Source organism: Streptomyces sp. NPDC048255, from assembly GCF_040652415.1.
Lineage (GTDB): Bacteria > Actinomycetota > Actinomycetes > Streptomycetales > Streptomycetaceae > Streptomyces.
The window spans coordinates 1-19,921 of record NZ_JBEZMA010000015.1; the positions used below are offsets into that span (position 1 = coordinate 1).

General features: G+C 72.5%; 16 protein-coding genes. 5 read left to right on the plus strand and 11 right to left on the minus strand.

The window, feature by feature from the left end; translation table 11 throughout:
* The 5 genes from AB0D94_RS14800 to AB0D94_RS14820 all read right to left on the minus strand — a co-directional run.
* The coding region (locus tag AB0D94_RS14800) for a leucine zipper domain-containing protein (RefSeq protein ID WP_362051388.1) at positions 1-158 on the minus strand (158 nt) is incomplete at its 3' end.
* Between the two features lie 108 nt (positions 159-266).
* Positions 267-794: a copper chaperone PCu(A)C gene (locus AB0D94_RS14805; protein WP_362051136.1), complete on the minus strand. Its 528-nt coding sequence runs from the start codon at positions 792-794 to the stop codon at positions 267-269.
* On the minus strand, positions 791-3,127 hold the full coding sequence (locus AB0D94_RS14810; protein WP_362051138.1) for a heavy metal translocating P-type ATPase: 2,337 nt from the start codon (positions 3,125-3,127) through the stop codon (positions 791-793). Before AB0D94_RS14810 ends, AB0D94_RS14805 begins: the two co-directional genes overlap by 4 nt.
* On the minus strand, positions 3,124-3,387 hold the full coding sequence (locus tag AB0D94_RS14815) for a hypothetical protein (RefSeq protein ID WP_362051140.1): 264 nt from the start codon (positions 3,385-3,387) through the stop codon (positions 3,124-3,126). Before AB0D94_RS14815 ends, AB0D94_RS14810 begins: the two co-directional genes overlap by 4 nt.
* A 254-nt stretch (positions 3,388-3,641) precedes the next feature.
* Positions 3,642-5,141, minus strand: a complete 1,500-nt coding sequence (locus tag AB0D94_RS14820; protein WP_362051142.1) for an amino acid decarboxylase — start codon at positions 5,139-5,141, stop codon at positions 3,642-3,644.
* 72 nt (positions 5,142-5,213) lie between these two features.
* Here AB0D94_RS14820 and AB0D94_RS14825 point away from each other — a divergent pair, with 72 nt between their 5' ends.
* Together AB0D94_RS14825 and recQ are read left to right on the plus strand one after the other, a co-directional pair.
* Positions 5,214-6,134, plus strand: a complete 921-nt coding sequence (locus AB0D94_RS14825; RefSeq protein ID WP_362051144.1) for a LysR family transcriptional regulator — start codon at positions 5,214-5,216, stop codon at positions 6,132-6,134.
* A gap of 113 nt (positions 6,135-6,247) precedes the next feature.
* A complete protein-coding gene (gene recQ / locus AB0D94_RS14830) occupies positions 6,248-8,284 on the plus strand; it encodes a DNA helicase RecQ (protein WP_362051146.1) in 2,037 nt (678 codons plus the stop codon).
* 313 nt (positions 8,285-8,597) lie between these two features.
* Here recQ and AB0D94_RS14835 read toward each other — a convergent pair whose 3' ends face one another.
* A complete protein-coding gene (locus AB0D94_RS14835; RefSeq protein ID WP_362051149.1) occupies positions 8,598-8,795 on the minus strand; it encodes a hypothetical protein in 198 nt (65 codons plus the stop codon).
* Positions 8,796-9,041: 246 nt separating this feature from the next.
* Between AB0D94_RS14835 and AB0D94_RS14840 the strand changes: the two genes are divergently transcribed.
* Together AB0D94_RS14840 and AB0D94_RS14845 are read left to right on the plus strand one after the other, a co-directional pair.
* Positions 9,042-9,776 (plus strand): DUF899 domain-containing protein, encoded by a 735-nt coding sequence (locus AB0D94_RS14840; protein ID WP_362051151.1) that lies wholly within the window; start codon positions 9,042-9,044, stop codon positions 9,774-9,776.
* Positions 9,777-9,936: 160 nt separating this feature from the next.
* Positions 9,937-10,344: a RidA family protein gene (locus tag AB0D94_RS14845; protein ID WP_362051154.1), complete on the plus strand. Its 408-nt coding sequence runs from the start codon at positions 9,937-9,939 to the stop codon at positions 10,342-10,344.
* A 15-nt stretch (positions 10,345-10,359) separates the two neighbouring features.
* Here the strand turns inward: AB0D94_RS14845 and AB0D94_RS14850 are convergent, their stop codons facing one another.
* The 5 genes from AB0D94_RS14850 to AB0D94_RS14870 form a co-directional block, all read right to left on the minus strand.
* On the minus strand, positions 10,360-10,740 hold the full coding sequence (locus tag AB0D94_RS14850) for a helix-turn-helix domain-containing protein (protein WP_362051156.1): 381 nt from the start codon (positions 10,738-10,740) through the stop codon (positions 10,360-10,362).
* Positions 10,741-10,859: 119 nt separating this feature from the next.
* Positions 10,860-12,305 (minus strand): serine/threonine-protein kinase, encoded by a 1,446-nt coding sequence (locus AB0D94_RS14855; protein WP_362051158.1) that lies wholly within the window; start codon positions 12,303-12,305, stop codon positions 10,860-10,862.
* Positions 12,302-13,111, minus strand: coding sequence for a serine/threonine protein kinase (locus AB0D94_RS14860; RefSeq protein ID WP_362051160.1), 810 nt, complete (start codon positions 13,109-13,111; stop codon positions 12,302-12,304). Before AB0D94_RS14860 ends, AB0D94_RS14855 begins: the two co-directional genes overlap by 4 nt.
* A gap of 496 nt (positions 13,112-13,607) precedes the next feature.
* A complete protein-coding gene (locus tag AB0D94_RS14865) occupies positions 13,608-15,638 on the minus strand; it encodes a family 43 glycosylhydrolase (RefSeq protein ID WP_362051162.1) in 2,031 nt (676 codons plus the stop codon).
* Positions 15,639-15,734: 96 nt separating this feature from the next.
* Positions 15,735-17,249: a peptidoglycan DD-metalloendopeptidase family protein gene (locus AB0D94_RS14870; RefSeq protein ID WP_362051164.1), complete on the minus strand. Its 1,515-nt coding sequence runs from the start codon at positions 17,247-17,249 to the stop codon at positions 15,735-15,737.
* A 200-nt stretch (positions 17,250-17,449) separates the two neighbouring features.
* Between AB0D94_RS14870 and AB0D94_RS14875 the strand changes: the two genes are divergently transcribed.
* Positions 17,450-19,909 (plus strand): penicillin acylase family protein, encoded by a 2,460-nt coding sequence (locus tag AB0D94_RS14875; protein WP_362051166.1) that lies wholly within the window; start codon positions 17,450-17,452, stop codon positions 19,907-19,909.
* The last annotated feature ends 12 nt before the right edge of the window (positions 19,910-19,921 follow it).

Genomic DNA, 19,921 nt, shown 5'->3' on the forward strand with positions numbered 1-19,921 from the left:
ACGCCCAGCGTGCGGTAGCGAGTGGCCCAGCGGGCGGCGGTGGTGTGGCTGACCTGGAAGCGTTCCGCGGCCCGCCGCACGGGCCAGCCGTCGTCGACGACACAGCGGGCCAGCCGCAACCGGCCGGTCTCGGTCAGCGGGGCGTTACGGTGGGGCACGAGGGCCTCCTGGAGTCGGTCGAGATGTCGCAATCCCCACCGAGCCAGAAGGCCCTCACCCGTTCAAGCACCCAGCACGCGTGTCACCAACGTCCCCGGACAACACACCTAGCTGCCCGGCCGGACCACGAACGCGACCACCTCGACGGGGCCGCTGCGACGGAAGTGCAGGACGAACGGGACGCCCTCGCCCACCTGCCAGCGGGCCCGGACCCGTACCATCACGTCGAGGCCGAACGGGGACATGGCCACCGTGCCCCCGGCCGGGACCGTGACCGGGCCGGTCATCGCCATGGTGTCGGCCCCCGTACCGGTGCTGTCGTGCCGGCTCAGCATGGCCCGATCCACGGCGGGGGAGGTCACGGACACCAACTCGTCGTCCGCACCGCCCCGGTTGGAGATCTGGAAGAACGCGGCGGTGTTCTCCTTGTCCGCATAGGGCAGGAAGACCCGTGCCGCGCCGATCTCGATGCGCGGCGGGGTCCCGGCCGCCCCGGCCGCGGCCCAGGCCGTCAGCCCGCACAGGGCGGCCAGGCAGGCGATGACGGGCGCCGCCGCGGCCAGGAACGTACCGCGCAGACGGCGGCGCGTGGGCCGCCAGTCCTCCGGCGGTGCCGGCCGGTCCGAACCGTTCATCGTGCGACCCCTCCCCGGGTACGGCGGACCCCGGACGCGGCCGGGCGGTTCACGGGTCTCCAGCCCCGCAGGCGCAGGCTGTTGCCCACGACCAGGAGCGAACTGGCCGACATCGCGGCGGCTGCCACCATCGGGTTGAGCCAGCCGACGGCGGCCAGGGGAACGGTGACGAGGTTGTACCCGAACGCCCAGACGAGGTTCACCCGGATCGTCGCGAGAGTGCGCCGGGCCAGGCGGACCGCGTCGGCGACGACCTCGATGTCGCCGCGCACCAGGGTCACGTCGGAGGCCCCGATCGCGACGTCGGTGCCGGTGCCCATCGCGATGCCGAGATCCGCACCGGCCAGCGCCGCGGCGTCGTTCACACCGTCGCCGATCACCGCGACCCGCCGTCCCTCCGCCTTGAACTGCCGGATGAGACCGGCCTTTTCCTCCGGGGTGCAGCGGGCGTGGACCCGTACGATGCCGAGTTCGGCCGCGACGGCGCGGGCCGTGGCCTCGCGGTCACCGGTGGCCAGGATCGGCTCGACGCCCAGCCGCCGCAGCCGGTCGACGGCCCGGTAGCTCCCTGGCCGCAGGAGGTCTCCGAGCGCGACGAGGGCCTCGTCGGCGCCGTCGACCCGTACGAGAACGGGCGTCAGCGCGGCCGCTTCGGCAGCGGCCAGTGCCTTCGCCAGCGCGTCGGGCAGACCGGTCCCGGGGGCCGACACCTCGACCACGTGACCGTCCACCACGCCGGTGACGCCCGTACCGGGCCTGGCCCGGAATCCCGTCACCGGCGGTAGCTCCTGGTCCGGCTGGGCGCGCCGCGCGTAGGCGGCCAGGGCGGTACCGAGCGGGTGCTCCGAGCCCTGCTCCACGGCTCCCGCCAGCCGGAGCACGGCCTCCCGGCCGAGGCCGCCGGGTGCCGGGGTCAGCCGGGCGACGGTCATCTGCCCGGTGGTGAGGGTGCCGGTCTTGTCCAGGACGACCGTGTCCACGTGCCGCAGGGCCTCCATCGCCTGCGGTCCGCTGACCAGGATGCCCAGTTGGGCGCCCCGGCCGGTGGCGGCCAGCAGGGCGGTGGGCGTGGCGAGCCCCAGTGCGCAGGGGCAGGCGACGACGAGGACGGCCACGGCCGCGGTCACCGCCGGCTGCGGATCCGCACCCGCGCCCAGCCAGAAGCCGAGGACGGTGACGGCCAGCGCCAGGACCACGGGTACGAAGACCCCCGCCACCCGGTCGGCCAGTCGTTGCGCCGCGGCCTTCCCGGCCTGGGCCTCGGTGACCATACGGGTGATCCGGGCGAGCTGGGTGTCCGCGCCGACGGCGGTGGCCCGTACGAGGAGCAGCCCTCCGGCGTTCACCGCGGCGCCCGTCACCGGCCGGCCGGGGCCGACTTCGACGGGATCGCTCTCACCGGTCACCAGCGACAGGTCCAGGGCGGAACTCCCGGAGACCACCACCCCGTCCGTGGCGACGCGTTCGCCCGGCCGGACGACGAACTCCTGGCCGGCCAGGAGTCGGCCGACCGGGATCCGCCGCTCCTTCCCGCCCTCCCGTACGGTGACGTCCTTCACGGCGAGCGCGGACAGCGAACGGAGCGCCGCCCCGGTGCCGCGGCGTGCCCGCGCTTCCAGGAAGCGGCCGGTCAGGACGAAGAGCGGTACGCCGACCGCCGCCTCCAGGTAGACGTGGGCGACCTCCCCGCCGGCGGAGGGGAGGAGGGTGAAGGGCATCCGCATGTCTGGACGGCCGGCGCCGCCGAGGAACAACGCGTACACGGACCAGGCGAACGACGCGGTGACGCCGAGGGAGACCAGGGTGTCCATGGTGGCCGCCGAGTGCCGCAGTCCGCGCAGGGCGCGGACGTGGAACGGCCACGCGCTCCAGACGACCACGGGCGCGGCGAACATGAGGCACAACCACTGCCAGTTGCGGAACTGCAGGGCGGGGACCATCGACAGGATCAGCACCGGGGCGCAGAGCAGCACCGTGATCAGCAGCCGCTCGCGCTCGCGGCGAGCGCCCTGGGCGTCCGCCACGCCCTCGGCGTTCTCCGCGCCCTCGGCGCTTTCGGCCCCGGGATCCGGCTCCGCACTCCCCGCCCGCGGTTCGGGAGGCGGGGGGAGCTCGGCGGTGTACCCCGCGCGTTCGACCGCGGCCACCAGCTCGTGCGGGGTGATGCCGGGCGGATGGCTCACGCGCGCCCGGCCGGTGGCGAGGTTGACCGTGGCGCTGACCCCGTCGATCCTGCCGAGCCGCTTCTCCACGCGGTTCACGCAGGCCGCGCAGGTCATGCCGCCGACGATCAGGTCGGTGCTCACGGAGGACGCAGTCGTGTCCGCGGTCATCGCCCGCCTCCCGAGGGCACGGCGGGCGCGCCGCCGTGCCCGTGCCGGCCGGTGCCCGGGAGGTCGCCGACCACAGGGCCGCTGCCGCCACCGCCCGGGTGGATGCCGGGCGCGACCGGACCCGCCAGGGAGCCGATGCCGTACGAGGCGGCGAACATCAGGACCAGCAGCACCAGGAACCCGGTGAGTGCCGGGGGCGGCAGCCACAGCCGACCCGGTGAGGAGTACACGCCGTCGGGGGACTGCTGCCGTTGCGCCATCGTCGCTCCATGAACGGGCGCCGGTCCGGCGCCCCTCGCCTGTTCGGTGCTTCGGTACGGAGGACCGCCGCAGGGGGCGGCCCCGGCGGCCCGAGGGCCGCCTGCGAGGTAGTCGCCCCGAACGGCCGGGGAGTTCCCGGTAACCGCAGGCCTCCTCAACCCGCCTCGGAGCGAGGCCGCGTCACGGTGGCCGGGCAGTCGGCTGCCTTCGAGTCCCCGGGCCGGACCGGACTGGGCGGGACCGGGTCGCGCCGTCAGGGCGCGACGACCCGCAGGTGGGAGACGGCGGGGTCGAGGGCCCCGCGTACGTGGCCGCCGGGCGCGGCGGCGGTGCGGCGGAGGAAGTCGACGGTCTCGGCGGTGACGACCTCGCCCGGCAGCACGTTGGGGATGCCGGGCGGGTACGCGGCCAGCGTGTCGGCGCTGACCCTGCCGACCGCCTCTGCCGCGGGCACCACGACGGCCGGGCTGAGGAACGCTTCGCGGGCCGTGAGCAGTGCGGGGCCCGGCCGCGGCAGGGGCAGCGGTGCCTGCCCGGCGGCGTCGGCGCCGGAGCCGGCCAGGGGGGACGGCAGGCAGTGCAGGGCTTCGATGAAGCGGTCGGTGTCCGGCGCCGCCCCGGCGCCGATCACGGCCACGATCGCCGAGTCGGTGGCGACCTCCACCATGATCTGGTGGTCGCGGGAGAGCAGCCGCCTGGCCTCGTGTCCCGTGATGCCGCCGGCGCGGGTGTCGACGGCGATCCGCAGCGGATCGGCGGCGATGATGTCGGGGAATGCGGGGAAGCCGTCGCTGACCACCTGGTAGCGGCCCAGTGCGCGGACGACGCCCCGTACCTTGTCCGCCGCCTCGACCGAGCCGGTGATCCGGTCGGTGCCCGCGACGAGAGCCCGGCGGGCGATGTCCAGGGAGGCGGTCAGCAGGGCGCTCGCACTGGTGGACTGCACGAGCCGGAAGGCCCGGTCCACCAGGGGTTCGAGCCGGTCCGCGAACGGTCCGTCACCCAGGTGCAGCATCGCCGACTGCGTCAGGCTTCCGGCGAGCTTGTGCGTACTGGAGGTGACCAGGTCCGCGCCGAGCGCGAGCGCGCCCGCGGGCAGCGCGGGGTGGAAGCCGAAGTGCGAGCCCCACGCCTCGTCGACGATCAGGGGCACGCCGGCCGCGTGCGCCGTGTCCGCGAGGGCGCGCACGTCGGCCACCGCCCCGAAGTAGCTCGGGGAGACGACGTACACGGCCGCGGCGTCCGGTGTCCGGTCGAGCGCCTCCGCCACGTCCTCGGCGGTCACCCCGTGGGCGATGCCCTGTACGGGGTCGACGGAAGGCTGCACGAAGACGGCGTCCAGGCCGGACAGCACCAGCCCGTCGACGACGCTGGAGTGCACGCTGCGCTGCACGACCAGGGTGCGGCCCAGGGCGGGGGTGACCATGGAGGCGATCTGGTTGCCCTGGGAGGCACCGTTGGTCAGGAACCAGGTGCGCCGCGAGCCCCAGGCGCGGGCGGCCAGAGCCAGTGCCTCGTCCAGCGGGGTGTCGGCGCCGAGGTCGATGCCGTCGAGCAGCGGCGGGAAGTCCAGATCCGTGACCCGGGAGCCGAAGCGGGCGGCGAGGTCCGAGCCGCGGGCAGCCGCGTGGCCGGGGACGTTCAGTCGCAGCCAGTCCCGTCCCGCATGGGCCAGGAGGGCCTCGGCGTACGGGGCGCGCAGCTGATCGGGAGCGGGCGACCGGGTCGGGGGAGGGGTGGTTCGCTTGTTCACCCAGGGAGCGTGACACCCGGCCGCATATTGAGGAACGGTGGACTTTTCTTCATCCCTCCATACCCTGTCTATATGCTTGAGGTACGCCATCTGCAGGTGTTGCGCTCCATCGCCCAGGAGGGCTCGCTCGCCGGCGCCGCCCGCGCCCTGCACTACAGCCAGCCGACGATCACCCACCACCTGGCCGCCCTGGAAAACCACTTCGGCGCCCGTCTCGTCCAGCGCGGACCGCGCGGCGCCGCGCTCACCGAGCTCGGGGAGGCCCTGCTGCCGCACGCCGAGGCCGTGCTCGAACGCCTGCGCCACGCGGAGCTGGAGGTGCGCGGCCTCGCGGAGCGCGGCACGCGCACCGTCCACATCGGCACCTTCCCCACCGCGGGCGCCCTGCTGCTCGCACCCGCCGTCAAACGGCTCCACCAGCAGGGCGTGCACATCTCCCTCACCGAAGGCGAACTCCCGCTGCTCCTCCGGGGACTGCGGGCCCGGGAGCTCCAGGCCGCCCTCGTCTTCTCGCAGCCCGGCGACCGCCTCGACCTGGACGACGAGTTCGAGCTCCACCCCCTGCTGGCCGATCCGCTCCTGCTGGTCATGCCGGAGGACCACCCGTGCGCGGCCCTGGACCGGGTCCCCCTCACCGAGCTGCGCGACACGGCGTGGGTGGGCGCCGCCGACCCGCACGACCCCTGCGACCGGGTGCTGGCCTGGGCCTGCGCCCAACAGGGCTTCGAACCCGTCCACGCCATGCGCACCGACGACTACGCGGTCGTGCAGGGCTTGGTGGCCGCCGGCACGGGCGTGGCCCTCATCCCGCGCCTCGCCCTCGGGGCTCCCCGCCCCGACCTGGTCGTACGCCCGCTGGCCGGGCCTGACCTCGCCCGTGAGATCAGCGTGGCCGTGCTGCGCTCCACCGCGGCCGGCAGCGCCAAGGAACTGGTCGCGGCGCTGCTGGAACAGGCCGCGCTGATCACGGACCGCTGGGCCCGTACCGGCTGAGCGGGGTGGACCGGGAAGCCGGGCCCGTGAGCGCGAGCGCGGCCCGGCCGGGGTTGTCCACAGGTTCGGACGGACGGAGCCGGGGTGTCGGCGGGTGCCGATAGGCTTCGTGAATGGCCCTTCCCGACGCTTCCCCCGAGATCTCCGATGCTCTGCAGGTGCTGCACCGCGTATTCGGTTACAGCTCCTTCCGCGGCGAGCAGCAGGAGATCATCGAGCAGGTCGTCGACGGCGGCGACGCCCTCGTACTGATGCCGACCGGCGGCGGCAAGTCGCTCTGCTACCAGATTCCGGCGCTGGTCAGAGAAGGCACGGGCGTCGTGATCTCGCCGCTCATCGCGCTGATGCAGGACCAGGTGAACGCGCTCACCGCCCTCGGGGTGCGGGCCGGATTCCTCAATTCGACGCAGGAGGCGCACGAGCGGCAGGCCGTCGAGCGGGCTTTCCTCGCCGACGAGTTGGACCTGCTCTACCTGGCTCCCGAGCGGCTGCGCACCGAGAGCGCCCAGCGGCTGCTCGACCGGGGCAAGGTGTCGCTCTTCGCGATCGACGAGGCGCACTGCGTCGCCCAGTGGGGTCACGACTTCCGGCCCGACTACCTCGCGCTGTCGATGCTGCACGAGCGCTGGCCGAAGGTGCCGCGGATCGCGCTGACCGCGACGGCCACCGAGGCCACCCACGCCGAGATCGTGGCGCGGCTCGGCCTGGAGGACGCCCGGCACTTCGTGGCCAGCTTCGACCGGCCCAACATCCAGTACCGCATCGTCGCGAAGAACAACCCGCTCAAGCAGCTGCTGGAGCTGATCCGGACCGAGCACGACGGGGACGCGGGGGTCGTCTACTGCCTCTCGCGGTCCTCGGTGGAGAAGACCGCGGCGTTCCTGGCGGAGCAGGGCATCGACGCCGTGGCGTACCACGCCGGGATGGACGCGCGGACGCGCGCCGCGAACCAGGCGCGCTTCCTGCGGGACGACGGGGTCGTGGTGGTGGCCACGATCGCCTTCGGCATGGGCATCGACAAGCCGGACGTGCGTTTCGTCGCGCACCTGGACCTGCCGAAGTCGGTCGAGGGCTACTACCAGGAGACCGGCCGCGCCGGCCGCGACGGCGAGCCGGCCACGGCGTGGCTGACGTACGGCCTCCAGGACGTGGTCCAGCAGCGCAAGCTCATCGACGGCTCCGAGGGCGACGAGGCGCACCGCCGGTCGCTCGGCATGCACCTGGACGCCATGCTCGCGCTGTGCGAGACGGTCGACTGCCGCCGGGCGCGGCTGCTGGAGTACTTCGGGCAGTTCGGCGGGCCGTGCGGCAACTGCGATACGTGCCTGACGCCGGCCGAGTCCTGGGACGGGACGGTCGCGGCGCAGAAACTCCTGTCCACGGTGTGGCGGCTGGCGAAGGAACGGCGCCAGAAGTTCGGCGCCGGCCAGATCATCGACATCCTGCAGGGCAAGAAGACGGCCAAGGTCATCCAGTTCGACCACGACGCCCTCTCGGTGTTCGGCGTCGGGTCGGACCTGGGCACCGCGGAGTGGCGCGGGGTCGTACGGCAGCTGTTGGCGCTGCGGCTGCTGGCGGTGGAGGGCGAGTACGGGACGCTCGTGCTGACGGACGAGAGCGGCGAGGTGCTGGGCGGGCGCCGCAGCCTCTCGATGCGCAAGGAGAAGGCGCCCGCCGCCCCGGCCCGGAAGGAGTCCGGTTCGCGTTCCGGGAAGGGCGCCCGGGTCCCGGTCGACCTGCCGGCCGAGGCCGAGCCGGTCTTCCTGGCCCTGCGCTCCTGGCGGGCCGCGACGGCGCGCGAGCAGGGCGTACCGGCGTACGTCGTCTTCCACGACGCGACGCTGCGGGAGATCGCGACACGCCTCCCCGCGACGGTGGAGGAGCTGGCCACGATCGGCGGAGTCGGCGAGGCCAAGCTCACCAAGTACGGGCAGGGCGTCCTCGACACCCTGGCGGAATGCAAGCCCGCCGACCCTGCCGAGCCGGCCGACCCTGCCGAGCCGGCCCCGGCGCAGCCCGCCCCGGCCGTGGTGCCCCAGGCGCAGCCCGTCCCGGCGGCGGCGCCCCCGGCGTACCCCGCGGCCTCGTCCGCCGACGAGCCACCCTTCGACCTGGACGAGCTGGACCCGCCCTGGGACGACTGGGAGTAGCCGCTCCCCGGCCTCCGTACCGCCGGTCCGGTGCTGGTCGCGCCCGGTCGCCCGCAGCGTCCGCGGATGCGCGGGGTCCATCCTGCACGCAGCGCCGAGCGGGGGCGACGCGGGACGCCAACTCCCGGGCGGTGCACGCCCTCAAGGCCGACGGCTACCACGTGGCCATCGTGCAGAACCCCACGCTCTCGCTGGAAGGCGACGTGGCTGCGACCCAGCGGGTGACCTGATCAAGCAGGCCGCCCGCGGCTGAACACCGACCCACGCCCTTCGGCAGTGCCCGCCGGCCGGCCCACCCGCGAGAGCCGGCCACTCAGAGCAGCAGGAAGAGGGGGAGTGCCAGGCCCATGGTGCCGGGCTCCGTTCCCATGTGGCGGGACCGGCCCACGGTCAGCATCCAAGCCGACGCGGCCGGCAGCAGCATCAGGAACCAGGCCACCGCCAGATCACGCGCGGGCAGGACAACTCCGGGCCGCGTGGGTGCCGGCGGGGCCAGGCGGAGGTGCGGCATGGGACGCCTCCCAAGGACGCGGGTCCGGCGACATCTCCAGCAGATCACAGAACCGGAACGCCCAAAACCCGGGAGGCCGGCACAGGGGGTGCCTCGCGGCCGCCGCCGCGCGCGTACGGCGCGTACGGGCGCGTACGGTGGACATATGGCCGGACGGGTGCGCCGGTGCAGGCGCTGCCGGCAGCCGCGGCGGGCGACCGCCCACCGCGTTGCGGTGTTCTTCTCCCGACAGAGGAGGGAAAGGCCATGCCCGAGCACAAGGTCGGCACACAGGAGGAGTTCGAGGCTGCCCGAGAGGAACTGCTCGCGGAGGAGAAGCAACTCACCCGGCGCAGCGACGAACTCGCGCGCAAGCGACGGGAGCTTCCCTGGGTGCCGGTCGAGAAGGACTACCGCTTCGAGACCGAGGACGGGACCAAGTCGCTCGCGGACCTCTTCGACGGTCGTGCGCAACTGCTCGTCTACCACTTCATGTTCGGCCCGCCGTACACGGCCGGATGCACGGTCTGCTCCTCGATCGCGGACACCCTCGACCCCAATGTGGTTCACCTCAAGGCCCGCGACGTCACGCTGATCTGCTCCTCGCGGGCGCCGATCGACGAACTCCTCGCGTACAGGGAGCGGATGGGCTGGAGCTTCACCTGGGTCTCCACCGTCGGCGCCGACTTCAACCGGGACCTCGGCTTCCTGAACACCGAGGAGGAGCTGAGGCCGTTCCTCGCGGGCGAAATCCCGCCCATCGAGAGCCATATGGCGGAGTTGTCCGGCACCGACGTGCTCGGGTACGTCACCGAGGTGCCCGGGCTGAGCTCCTACGTGCTCTCGGACGGCACCGTCTACCGGACCTACGTCACCACGGCGCGCGGGCTTGAGCCTGCCATGGCCTACTACGGCCTCCTCGACCGCACGCCGATGGGACGCCACGAGGACGGTGAGGCGCTCTTCTGGCTGCGCCGCCACGACGAGTACGGGAGGACGTGAGAGGTCGTCCTCAAGCCGGTGAGCTGCTTGGTCACCATGAGGTTCCCCAGTCACCGAAAAGTGCGTTCTTCCAGGTCAGCGGTCACTCTCTTATGGTTCCTGAGAAACCACAGGAGACCGCGCCCAGACGGGCGCGCATGACATGGAGGAGGCGGTCGGTATGGCCATCACTCTGGTGAACCCGGGCGGACTGCCGCAGGTCGACGCCTACAGGCAGGTGTCGGTCGCGACCGGGTCGAAGCTGGTCTTCGTCGCCGGGCAGGTCGCCTGGGACGCCGACGGGGTCACCGTCGGTGCGGGCGACCTCGCCGCGCAGGTGGAGCAGTGCTACCTCAACGTCGCCACGGCCCTGGCCGCGGCCGGAGGCTCGTTCGACGACGTGGCCAAACTGACGGTCTACGTCGTCGACTGGACCCCCGACAAGATGCCCCTGCTGATGGAGGGGATCACGCGGGCCGCCGCGAAGCTCGGGGTCACCCCGGTCCCGCCGGCCACGCTGCTGGGCGTCGCGACACTGGACGTACCCGAGCATCTCGTCGAGATCGAGGTCACCGCGGTCCTCGACTGAACCGCGCCGGGGCCGTCAGGCGTCGAAGCGGTGACGGGAGGCCTCGATGTGACCGAGGTACCGGTGGGTCCAGTCGCACAGTCCGTCGATCGTCACCCGCAGGGCCTGGCCCGGCTCGGTGAGGGTGTACTCGACCCGTGGCGGCACGACGGGATGCACCGTCCGCTCGACCAGGCCGTAGCGCTCCAGCATGCGGAGGTTCTGCGTGAGCATCTTGTGGCTGATGCCCTCGATCGCGTTCCGCAGCTCGCCGAAGCGCAGGGTGTGCTCCCCGAGGGCCTCGATGATCAGGAGCGCCCACTTGTTGGCGACGTCCGAAAAGATCTCCCGCGCGAGGGAGTCCGCGCGCCTCAGGTCCGCTTCGTCGGGCGAGCCCGTGAACTGCTTGGTCCCCATACGGTTCCCCAGTCGCCGAGACGTGCGTTCTTCGATGTCAGCGCCCACTCTCCTACGGTTCCTGAGTAACCACAAGAGAGCGAGCGCGTTGCGACGACGGCGCAGGGCGGCGCCCTGCGTCAGCGCACGGCCGTGGGGTGCGGGCACCCCGGCAGCGCCGGCCGTTCCTTGGTGCGCACGGCGGGGAGCCACGCCGCGGGGGGCGCGGAGCCGGCCGGGAGATGGACGCGGAACCAGCGGGTGGACCGCCGGTCCTCCTCGTCGATGATGAGCTGCCCGTCGGCCCACTGGCATTCGGCGGCGAGGACGTCGCCGTGCCACACCCGGGTCGGTACGACGTTGTCCGCGGCGTACGGCTTCAGGGGATCGATCGCCAGGCCCAGACTGCACTGCGGGTCCCGGTCGGGCCGCTGCCGGCAGACCCGCTCCGCATTGAACACCCGGATCGTGCCGGCCGTCACGCCCGCACGGCCATGAGCTGCGGACGAGCTCACCCGTACCGCGTCCGAGCACAGGCTCGCGCCGGCGATCCCGCAGAGCGCGGTGGCGAGGACGGCGGCGCGGGCCCGGACGTGCAGCCGTCCCGTCCCCGTCCCGCGCGTCCCCTGCTGCGCGCGGATGCGGGCGAGCAGGCTGTCGGCGGTGTGCGGGGCGCGCGCCGCGTGGGTCGGGGCGAGGCAGTCGGCGGCCAGCGCGCGCCAGAACGGTGGCAGGGCGTGGTCCATGCGCAGCGGGGCCCGCCCCGCGCCGTACTCCTGGACCGCGGCGCCCCGCGCCATGGGTGTGGCGCCGGAGAACGGTGAGCCACCGGAGGCGAACACCTCGTGGATGACGATGCCCAGGGCCCAGATGTCGGCACTCGGCCGGACCTGCACGCCGAGTTCCCCGAGGGGCGCCCTCCAGCGCTCGGGCGGCAGGTAGTCCAGGGTGCCCATGGGGGGCGCGTACCCGTGCGTCCCCGTCAGCTCGGTGGCGAGGCCGAAGTCCGAGAGCTTCACGGAGCCGTCCGTGCCCAGGAGGATGTTCTCCGGCTTGAGATCGGCGTGGACCCAGCCCGACCGGTGGAGATGGGAGAGTCCCTCGCAGATCCCTGCGATCAGCCGGCCGCGATCGGCCTCGGGGACACCGGCGTCGACGAGTTCCCGCAGACTGCCCGCGGCCCTTTCCATGACCAGCACGATCGCGCCGTCCAGGGCGGGCCGGTCCGGTGCGGCGAGAACGAAGGTCTCCAGGAAGCCGATCAGCCGTGGATGCCCCGCCCTGCGCCCGAGTTCTACCTCGCGGCGGGCGGACTCCACGATCCTGCGCGCCTGGCGCGGCGCGAGCCCGGCGGTCGGCATGATCTTGAGCGCGACCTCGGTGGGGCCCTGACCCGGCCGGCCCGCGGGGGCCCCGCCGGTCCGGTCCGGGTGCCCGTCGGCCGGCCGCGCCGCGTAGACCGTGGACCAGCCGCCGGACCCGATCAGCTCGGTGACCATCCAGCCTCCCACCTGGTAGCCGGACGGGAGCAGGTCCGTGCGGTCGCACTCCGTGGTGCAGCTCGGGCCGCCGTGCGGCGGTGTCATCGCTCCGCCTGCCGCTCCCGCCCGCCGGCCCCGGTCAGGGGCGGCAGCAGCGCGAGATGCTCTTCCCGTACGAGCCCGAACCGCAGCGCGAGCCCGACGATCTCCTCCCGCTTGCCGTTGCGGCGGTCGCCCTTGCCGCGTTCGCCGGTGTCCAGGACGCCGATGCGCAGCTTCTCCTCGGCGAGGTAGTCGATGTGCGAGCTGATCGCCCGCGCGGTGAGCGCGCCGCAGCCGACGTGCCACCTGAGCCGCTCGACGATCTGGGGAGTGGTGGGGACCGCCACGCGGGACTGGTCGCGCAGGCGCGGTTCGCAGAGCGCGACGAGGACGAGGAAGTACGTGGCCGTCTCGTCCAGGGAGTACGCGGTGACCGTGCGGTTCCCCCAGGGGACGCCCATGGCCTCCGGGTCCAGGTAGATGTGGTCGGGCGCGAACACCTGGAAGGAGACGGCGACGTCACTGCGGGTGGGCAGCACCACGCGCGCGAACTCGAACGGGATGGGCGCCCCGACCCGTCGCGGCGGAACCCTCAGGTATTCCCCCGCTCCCTCCGGATTCTCCACGAGATAGCTGTGGGTGGTGCTGTGGTTCGTCAGCTGCCAGTGGTCGTCGGTCACGCGGATCTCCCCGGCGAGCCGGGAGATCGCCGCGTCGGCGAGGCGCAGTTCGACGGGGACCGAGGCGGAGCCCCGTCCGAAGCGGGCGACCTCGCCGGGGCCGAGCCGTAACGTCACCGCGTCACCGCACGGTTCGCCGCCGTCGGCGCCACCGCTTCCCCGCGGCAGATGGACGACTACGCCGCTCACCGTTCCCCCTGTTCCACGCGTCGCACTTGTCGGACGAGCGGAACGATACTCATCTCTCAGGGGAGTTCACCGGCGTACTTCGGCCACTTCGGTCGGGACCGCCGGCGGGGCAGGCTGCGGGCGCCGGCGGCGGCGAGGAGGCTCCCGGAGCCGTGCTCCGCGGGCGCTCGGCGACGCGCCCCGCGAGGGTGCCCCTCGCCGTGCCCCCAGGTCACCACGACTCTGCCGCAGGAGCGGCGATTTGGGGCGTTCCCCGGGCTCCTGCCGGGCGGTTCGGCCGGACATCTCAGGCCGAGGTGAGGGGAGACGGCCCGCCGGTGCCGGAGGCCGGGGCGCGGAACCTGACCTGCTGTGCGGGGCGCGGATGCCTCGTCGCGCGCCCGCCACAGTGGGGAAAGTCACCGTGTACCGAGGGGCGGAACGGCGGTTCGGGAGTTTCGCAGCCCGACCGGAGCACCGTTTCCGCTGTTCAGTTGGCGCGATCCGGACTCCGCGTTCAGAGAGCGGGACTGCCCGGCACGAGGGGGGCGACCGTGCGATCGCCGAAGGCCGTCCACGGCCGCCACCCGCCACTGGGCCGGTCCTGGACGCGGATCCGCATCCGGCCCTCGGCGGTGACGGCGAAGACGTGCATCCGGCCGGTGGCGTCGAGCGCGGCCGTGGGCGTGCCGGCGAGCCGGAGGCCGGGCTCGCCGAATTCCCCGCCGGGATGGGGGTTCCCGCCCGGTGCGACCTGCCAGCGGTGGCTGAGCCGGGCGCCGCCGGGCGTCAGGGAGAACGCCTCCAGCCGGCCGTCGGCGTTGGCGGCCGACGCCGGGGCGGCGGCGCTCCAGCCGAACAGCGGCAGCCACCCGTCCCAGCCGCCGCTCGGCACGGCCTGCCGCCGGGCAAAGGTCCCCACGCCCGACGGTCCGATCGCGGTGACGGTGAGCCGGCCGCTGCCGTCCCTGGCCACCCGCGGCGCGGCGCCGGCCGCGGTGCCGAACCGGTGCCATCCGGCGGTCCAGGGGCCGTCCGGGGCCTCCTGCCACCGGTGGTGGATCCCGGAACCGCCGGGGGAGAGGACGAACACCTCCAGCCGGCCGTCGGCGTTCGACACGACCACCGGAGGTGCGCCGGCGGCCCCGCAGAAGCCGGGCTCCCACGGGTCCCAGGCCAGGGATCCGGGTGATCCCTGGCGTCGCCGCGCGACGGAGGCACCGCCGGGACTCAGGGCGGAGACCTCCAGCCGGCCGTCGGCGTTGCGGGCGACGGCGGGGGCGGCGCCGGCCGGGCCGCCGAATTCCTCCCAGGCGTGCCAGCCGCCGTCCGGCCGCTGCACCCTGTGGTGCAGGTTCGCGCCGCCCGGGGCGAGCGAGAACACCTCCAGCCTGCCGTCGGCGTTGTGGCCGAGCGTGGGAACCGCACCGGCCGGCCCCCCGAAGGGCTCCCACTGCGCCCAGGTGTCGGTGTGCGGGTCGGTCTGGACGCGCCGCAGCATCGAGCGGTCGGCGGCGTCGAGCGCGAACACCGTGAGGCGGCCGTCGAGGTCGAGCCCGGCCACCGGGTTGTCCGGGCTCTGCCACGGCAGTGGCGTGTCCCGCCAGTACAGGGGCGCCACGTACAGCCCGTGCCGGAACCAGCCCGCGGCGCTGGCGTGCCAGGACTCCCCGTCGGCGATCACCTCGACGGCGTGACCCGGCACATGTCCCGCGTATCCGGCGAGGTCGAAGTGGAAGGGGTTCCGGGACGCCAGTACGTCGGTGCCCTCGTAGCCGCCCCGCGGCCCGATGAACAGGTAGTACCAGCCGTCCCGTTCCACGACGTACGGCGACTCGGTGACCGATACGGTCGCGTCCGTGCTCGCGTCGGTGAAGGCGACGCCCGGACCGCTCCAGTGAAGGAGGTCGGCGGAGCGCCGGTAGGCCACGGCATGGTGGCCGCCCGCGCCCGAGAGTTCGGTGTAGTACATGACCCACTCGCCGCCGACCCGCAGCACCATCGGGTCACGCGCCGCGAGCCCCCGGAACAGCGGGCCGGACGGCTCGCGGGTCCAGGTGAACAGGTCGGTCGAGGTGGCGAGGTTGATCGCGGCACCGCTCTCGCCGCCTGCGGCGTAGAACATCCAGAACCGGCCGCCCGCCTCGACGACGTGCGGCGCCCACAGGTGTTCCTCGCCGAAATAGGACGGGTCGACGGTGAGCGCGTCGGCGTGGGTGGTCCACGGCCCGTGCGGGCTCGGCGCGGAGGCGTGGGCGAAGGAGATCTCCGCCGTGCTGTCCGGGGATTCACCGCGAGGCGCGCTGTCCCCGACGATGCTGAACAGGTGCCAGCGGCCCTGAGCCTTGATCATTGTGTGGTCGTTGAGATAGCGCGGGCCGGCGGAGGTGGACGGATCGTAGACGTACGCGAAGGGTCCCGCGCCGACCCACCGGGGCGGCGGTACGTCCTCAGAGGTCGCGGCCACGGCCCGGCCGGCGCCCAGGAACGGGAGCGTGCCCGCCCCGGCGACGCCCCGTAACAGGTTCCGTCTGCTGATCGGAAGCATGAGTCTCTCCAGCGGGACCGTGCGGCCGGCAGTGCCGTTACGGGGCACGGCCGGCCACGGGTCGTGTGGGTGGGTGGGTGGGCGGTCCGGGACGGGTCAGGGGAGGGCGGGGCCGGCCTTGTCGTTCAGCCAGATCCACTCCGACCACGTGGAGAAGCCGGTCTGCCATTTGTGGTAGGTGCCGGCGTTGCTGGCACCGAAGATCTCGATCCGGCCGTCGGCGTTGGTGGCCGCGGTGACTTCGGTGCCTCCGGTGCCGAAGGCGGCCCAGTCGCTGAACGGGGCATTGGCGGCGGTCTGCCAGGTGTGCATGGCGGTGCTGCCGTTCATGGCGAAGACCTCGACGCGGCCGTCGGGCGTGCGTTCGCTGGTGAGCTGCGAGTCGGCGGGGCCGCCGGTCGGCTCCCACTGTGACCAACTGGCCGGGCCCGTCTGGTATTTGTGGAACACGCCCACCGGTCCGGAGGCGAAGACCTCCAGGCGCCCGTCGGCGTTGTGGTCGGTGGTCAGGTCGTGGCCGCCGCCACCGAAGGTGGTGTCCCACGGGGACCATCCGCCGTTGGGAGCCGTCTGGTACTGGTGTTGGAAGCTGGTGCCGTTGAGGGCGAACACCTCCAGGCGGCCGTCCGGTGACTTCTCCATCTCGATCCTGCTGTCGGTGGGGCCGCCGCCGGTGCCTTCCCACTCGGACCAGCTGCCGTTCGGGGCCGTCTGGTACCTGTGCAGGACCCCGGCCGGCCCCGAGGCGTAGACCTCGATGCGGCCGTCGGCGTTCACGCCTGCCGCGGTGTCCTTGCCCCCGCCGCCGAAGCTCTCCCAGTTCGACCAGCCGCCCGAGGGCGACAGTTGCCAGCGGTGCTGGAAGGTGTTCCCGTTGAGGGCGAACATCTCCAGGCGGCCGTCCGCGTTCGGCGCGACGGCCAGCTCGGCGTCGGCCGGTCCGCCGAGCGATTCCCAGGCCGACCAGTTGCCGTTCACTTCCTGCTGCCAGGCGTGGTGCACGCCGTCGGCACCGGAGGCGAAGACCTCCAGGCGCCCGTCCGCCGACCGCGCCGACACCACCCGGCCCGACTCCGCCGGATACACCAACGGCTTGGGCCGTGGACCGGTGCCCGGTTTGCAGGGCAGGATCACGCCGCGCTCCGCGAGGTAGGCCTCGGGGTCGATGCCGTAGGAGGGGGGCTGGTCTGCCCAGATCCGCAGATGCAGGTGGGGACCGGAGGAGTTCCCCTCGGAGCCCACCAGGGCGATCTGCTGGCCGGCCACGACGTGGTCGCCTTCGGAGACGTCCCGCCGGGACATGTGCCCGTACTCGGAGACCCTGCCGTCGGGGTGCAGGATGCGGATCCACTGGCCGTAGTCGCTGACGTACCCGGAGATGGTCACCACACCGTCGCCCACGGCATAGATCGGCGTACCGACGTTGGCGGCGATGTCGACGCCGTTGTGGCGGCTGTGGAAGTGCTGGGACACGAAACCTTCGGCCGGGCACGCGGCGGCGGAATCGACGGTCCGGGCCGCGGCCGGAGTCGTGGCCACCAGCGCCGGCAGGAGGGCGGCCGCCGCCGCGAGAACACAGTTGATGACGCGTCGGGACAGTCCAGGAAGCACGAGAGGCTCCTCCCCTTGGCGATCTCGGGGTCAGTGGGACGGGAGGTCTGGAAGCTAGCAAGGGCGCGGGGGCCGGGTGAACCCGGAAGGTTACGGACTGACAGGCGGGAGCGCGGCGCGACATCATCGAGATTTCATCGGTCCTCCTTAGCGTGGCGGCGTTCAGACGAAGGCCTGTACCCCACGGGAAGGACGGCTCGATGGCGCGGAGGAGATTCAGAGCGAGGCTGCCGATGGCGGTCACGGCCGCGGTGGCGGTGATGAGCACGATGGCGGCCACCGGGGCGACGGCCACGGGATCGGCCGCCGCCGCACAGGGACCGGACAAGCCGACGATCCGTTACACCGAGTACGGAATCCCGCACATCATCGCCTCGAACTGGGAGGGGCTGGGAACGGGCTACGGATACGCGGCGGCCAAGGACAACATCTGCACCCTGGCCGACACCTATCTGATGGTCAACGCCCAGAGGTCCCGCCACCTGGGACCCGACGGCAGGGCGAGCCCCGGCCAGAACCAGAACAGCACCACCAATCTCAACAGCGACCTGTACTTCCAGCGGATCAAGGACAACCGGGTGGTGGAACGGCTGCTCGACCAGCCCGCCCCCAACGGCCCCGAGCCGGAGGTCAAAGAGGCCATTCGCGGCTACGTCCAGGGATACAACAGGTACTTGGCCGAGACGGGCGTCAACAACATCTCCGACCCGGCCTGCCGCGGTGCGGCCTGGGTGCGGCCGATCACGGAACTCGACGTCTACCGGCACGCGCACGCCGAGATCATCATGGGCAGCGCCGACGCGCTGCTGGACGGTCAGGTGAACGCCGCACCCCCGGGGGCGCCGGCCGCCGCGCCCCCGGAGTCCTCACCCGCGAAGACCGCGACGGAGATCCGCGACGCGATGGCGGTGAGCCGCCAACAGAGCATGGGCAGCAACGCGTTGGCGGTCGGCTCGCAAGGCGTGTCGGGCGGCACCAGCATGCTGCTGGCCAACCCGCACTTTCCGTGGCAGGGCAAGAACCGGATGTGGCAGAGCCAGCTGACGATCCCGGGAGAGCTCAACGTCTCCGGGGCCAGCCTGCTCGGATTCCCCGCAGTGAACATCGGGCACAACGACGATGTCGCCTGGAGCCACACCGTCGCCACGGTGGCTCCGTTCGGGCTGTTCGACGTACAGGTGGATCCGCTGAATCCCACCATGTACCTGGTCGACGGCGCCTGGGAGAAGATGACCTCGCAGCAGGTCGGCATCGACGTGCTGAACGCGGACGGCTCCATCGGCAAGGTCAGCAGGACGTTGTGGGCCACCCGTTACGGCCCGGTCACCACGTCGATGCAGGGCGTCTCGTTGCCCTGGGTGGTCAGCGCGCACGCGGTACGCGACGTGAACATGGACAACCTGCGGGCGTTGAACACCTGGTTCCGTCTCGACCAGGCCAAGGACGTCGGCGACGTGGTGAACTCCCTGGAGACCACGCAGGGCGTCCCCTTCTTCAACACCGTCGCCTCCGACCGCAACGGCAAGGCGCTGTACGCGGACATCCAGGCCACCCCGAACATCACCGACGAACACGCGCAGTCGTGCCTCACCCTGACCGGGCAGCTGCTCTTCAACCAGTCGCTACGGCTGCCGAACGTGCCGCCGATCTCCATCTTCGACGGCAAGCGCAGCGCGTGCGACTGGCCCGATGACCCGAACGCGGTCGCGCCAGGACTGCTGGACCCGCACAAGCAGCCGCGCCTGATCCGGTCCGACTTCGTGGGCAACGCCAACGACAGCCCCTGGCTGGCCAACCCCGCGGAACCGCTCGCGTTCCCCAGGGTGATGGGAGACACCGCTGCGCCCCGCTCCCTGCGCACCCAGGAGTTGATCCTGACCGCGCAGAACCGGATCAACGGCACCGACGGCCTGCCGGGCAAGGGCTTCACACCGGAGACCATGGGGAAGTTGCTGTTCGCCGACAACAGCAGGGCGGCCGACCTGGCCCTCGACGCCACGGTGACGATGTGCCGGAACCTCCCCTTCGGGCTCATCCTGGTGGACGGCAACCTGGTCAACGTGAGCGAGGCGTGTCCGGTCCTGGCCGCCTGGAAGGACCACGACTACACGGCGGCCAGCCGGGGATCCTGGCTGTTCGCGAACTACTGGTCCTTCCTGCTCGGCAACCAGGGGGTCGAGAAACTGCCGTGGCGGGTTCCCTTCGACCCCAAGGACCCGGTGCACACGCCCAACTCGCTCGATGCGGGGAGCTCCGCCGTCCGCGACGCGTTCGGCCGGGCCGTCCTCGCGCTGCGCAAGGCGGGCATTCCACTGAACGCCCCGCTGTCGGACGTCCAGAAGGTGACCCGCGGTGGTGAGCAGATCCCGATCCACGGCTCGATCAGCCAGCTGGGCGTGCTGAACGTGATCACTCCCGGCCAGGTCGACGGAAAACTGGACATCGTCTTCGGCTCCAGTTTCATCCAGCAGGTGCGGTTCACCGCCGACGGCCCGCCCCAGGCGTTCTCCGTCATGGCCTACTCCCAGTCGGCCGACCCGAACTCGCCGCACTACTCCGATCAGACCAAGTTGTTCTCGGCAGGCCAGTGGGTGACCGAGCGGTTCACCGAGGAACAGATCGCGGCCTCACCGGAATTGCAGATCAAGGTTCTTGACTGAGCATGCCGAAAA

Excerpts from the sequence above, each read along its gene's own strand:
- AB0D94_RS14805 (WP_362051136.1), bottom strand. The coding sequence starts at position 794 with ATGAACGGTTCGGACCGGCCGGCACCGCCGGAGGACTGGCGGCCCACG.
- AB0D94_RS14810 (WP_362051138.1), bottom strand. The coding sequence starts at position 3,127 with ATGACCGCGGACACGACTGCGTCCTCCGTGAGCACCGACCTGATCGTC.
- AB0D94_RS14815 (WP_362051140.1), bottom strand. The coding sequence starts at position 3,387 with ATGGCGCAACGGCAGCAGTCCCCCGACGGCGTGTACTCCTCACCGGGT.
- AB0D94_RS14825 (WP_362051144.1), top strand. The coding sequence starts at position 5,214 with ATGCTTGAGGTACGCCATCTGCAGGTGTTGCGCTCCATCGCCCAGGAG.
- recQ (WP_362051146.1), top strand. The coding sequence starts at position 6,248 with ATGGCCCTTCCCGACGCTTCCCCCGAGATCTCCGATGCTCTGCAGGTG.
- AB0D94_RS14835 (WP_362051149.1), bottom strand. The coding sequence starts at position 8,795 with ATGCCGCACCTCCGCCTGGCCCCGCCGGCACCCACGCGGCCCGGAGTT.
- AB0D94_RS14840 (WP_362051151.1), top strand. The coding sequence starts at position 9,042 with ATGCCCGAGCACAAGGTCGGCACACAGGAGGAGTTCGAGGCTGCCCGA.
- AB0D94_RS14845 (WP_362051154.1), top strand. The coding sequence starts at position 9,937 with ATGGCCATCACTCTGGTGAACCCGGGCGGACTGCCGCAGGTCGACGCC.
- AB0D94_RS14850 (WP_362051156.1), bottom strand. The coding sequence starts at position 10,740 with ATGGGGACCAAGCAGTTCACGGGCTCGCCCGACGAAGCGGACCTGAGG.
- AB0D94_RS14855 (WP_362051158.1), bottom strand. The coding sequence starts at position 12,305 with ATGACACCGCCGCACGGCGGCCCGAGCTGCACCACGGAGTGCGACCGC.
- AB0D94_RS14865 (WP_362051162.1), bottom strand. The coding sequence starts at position 15,638 with ATGCTTCCGATCAGCAGACGGAACCTGTTACGGGGCGTCGCCGGGGCG.
- AB0D94_RS14875 (WP_362051166.1), top strand. The coding sequence starts at position 17,450 with ATGGCGCGGAGGAGATTCAGAGCGAGGCTGCCGATGGCGGTCACGGCC.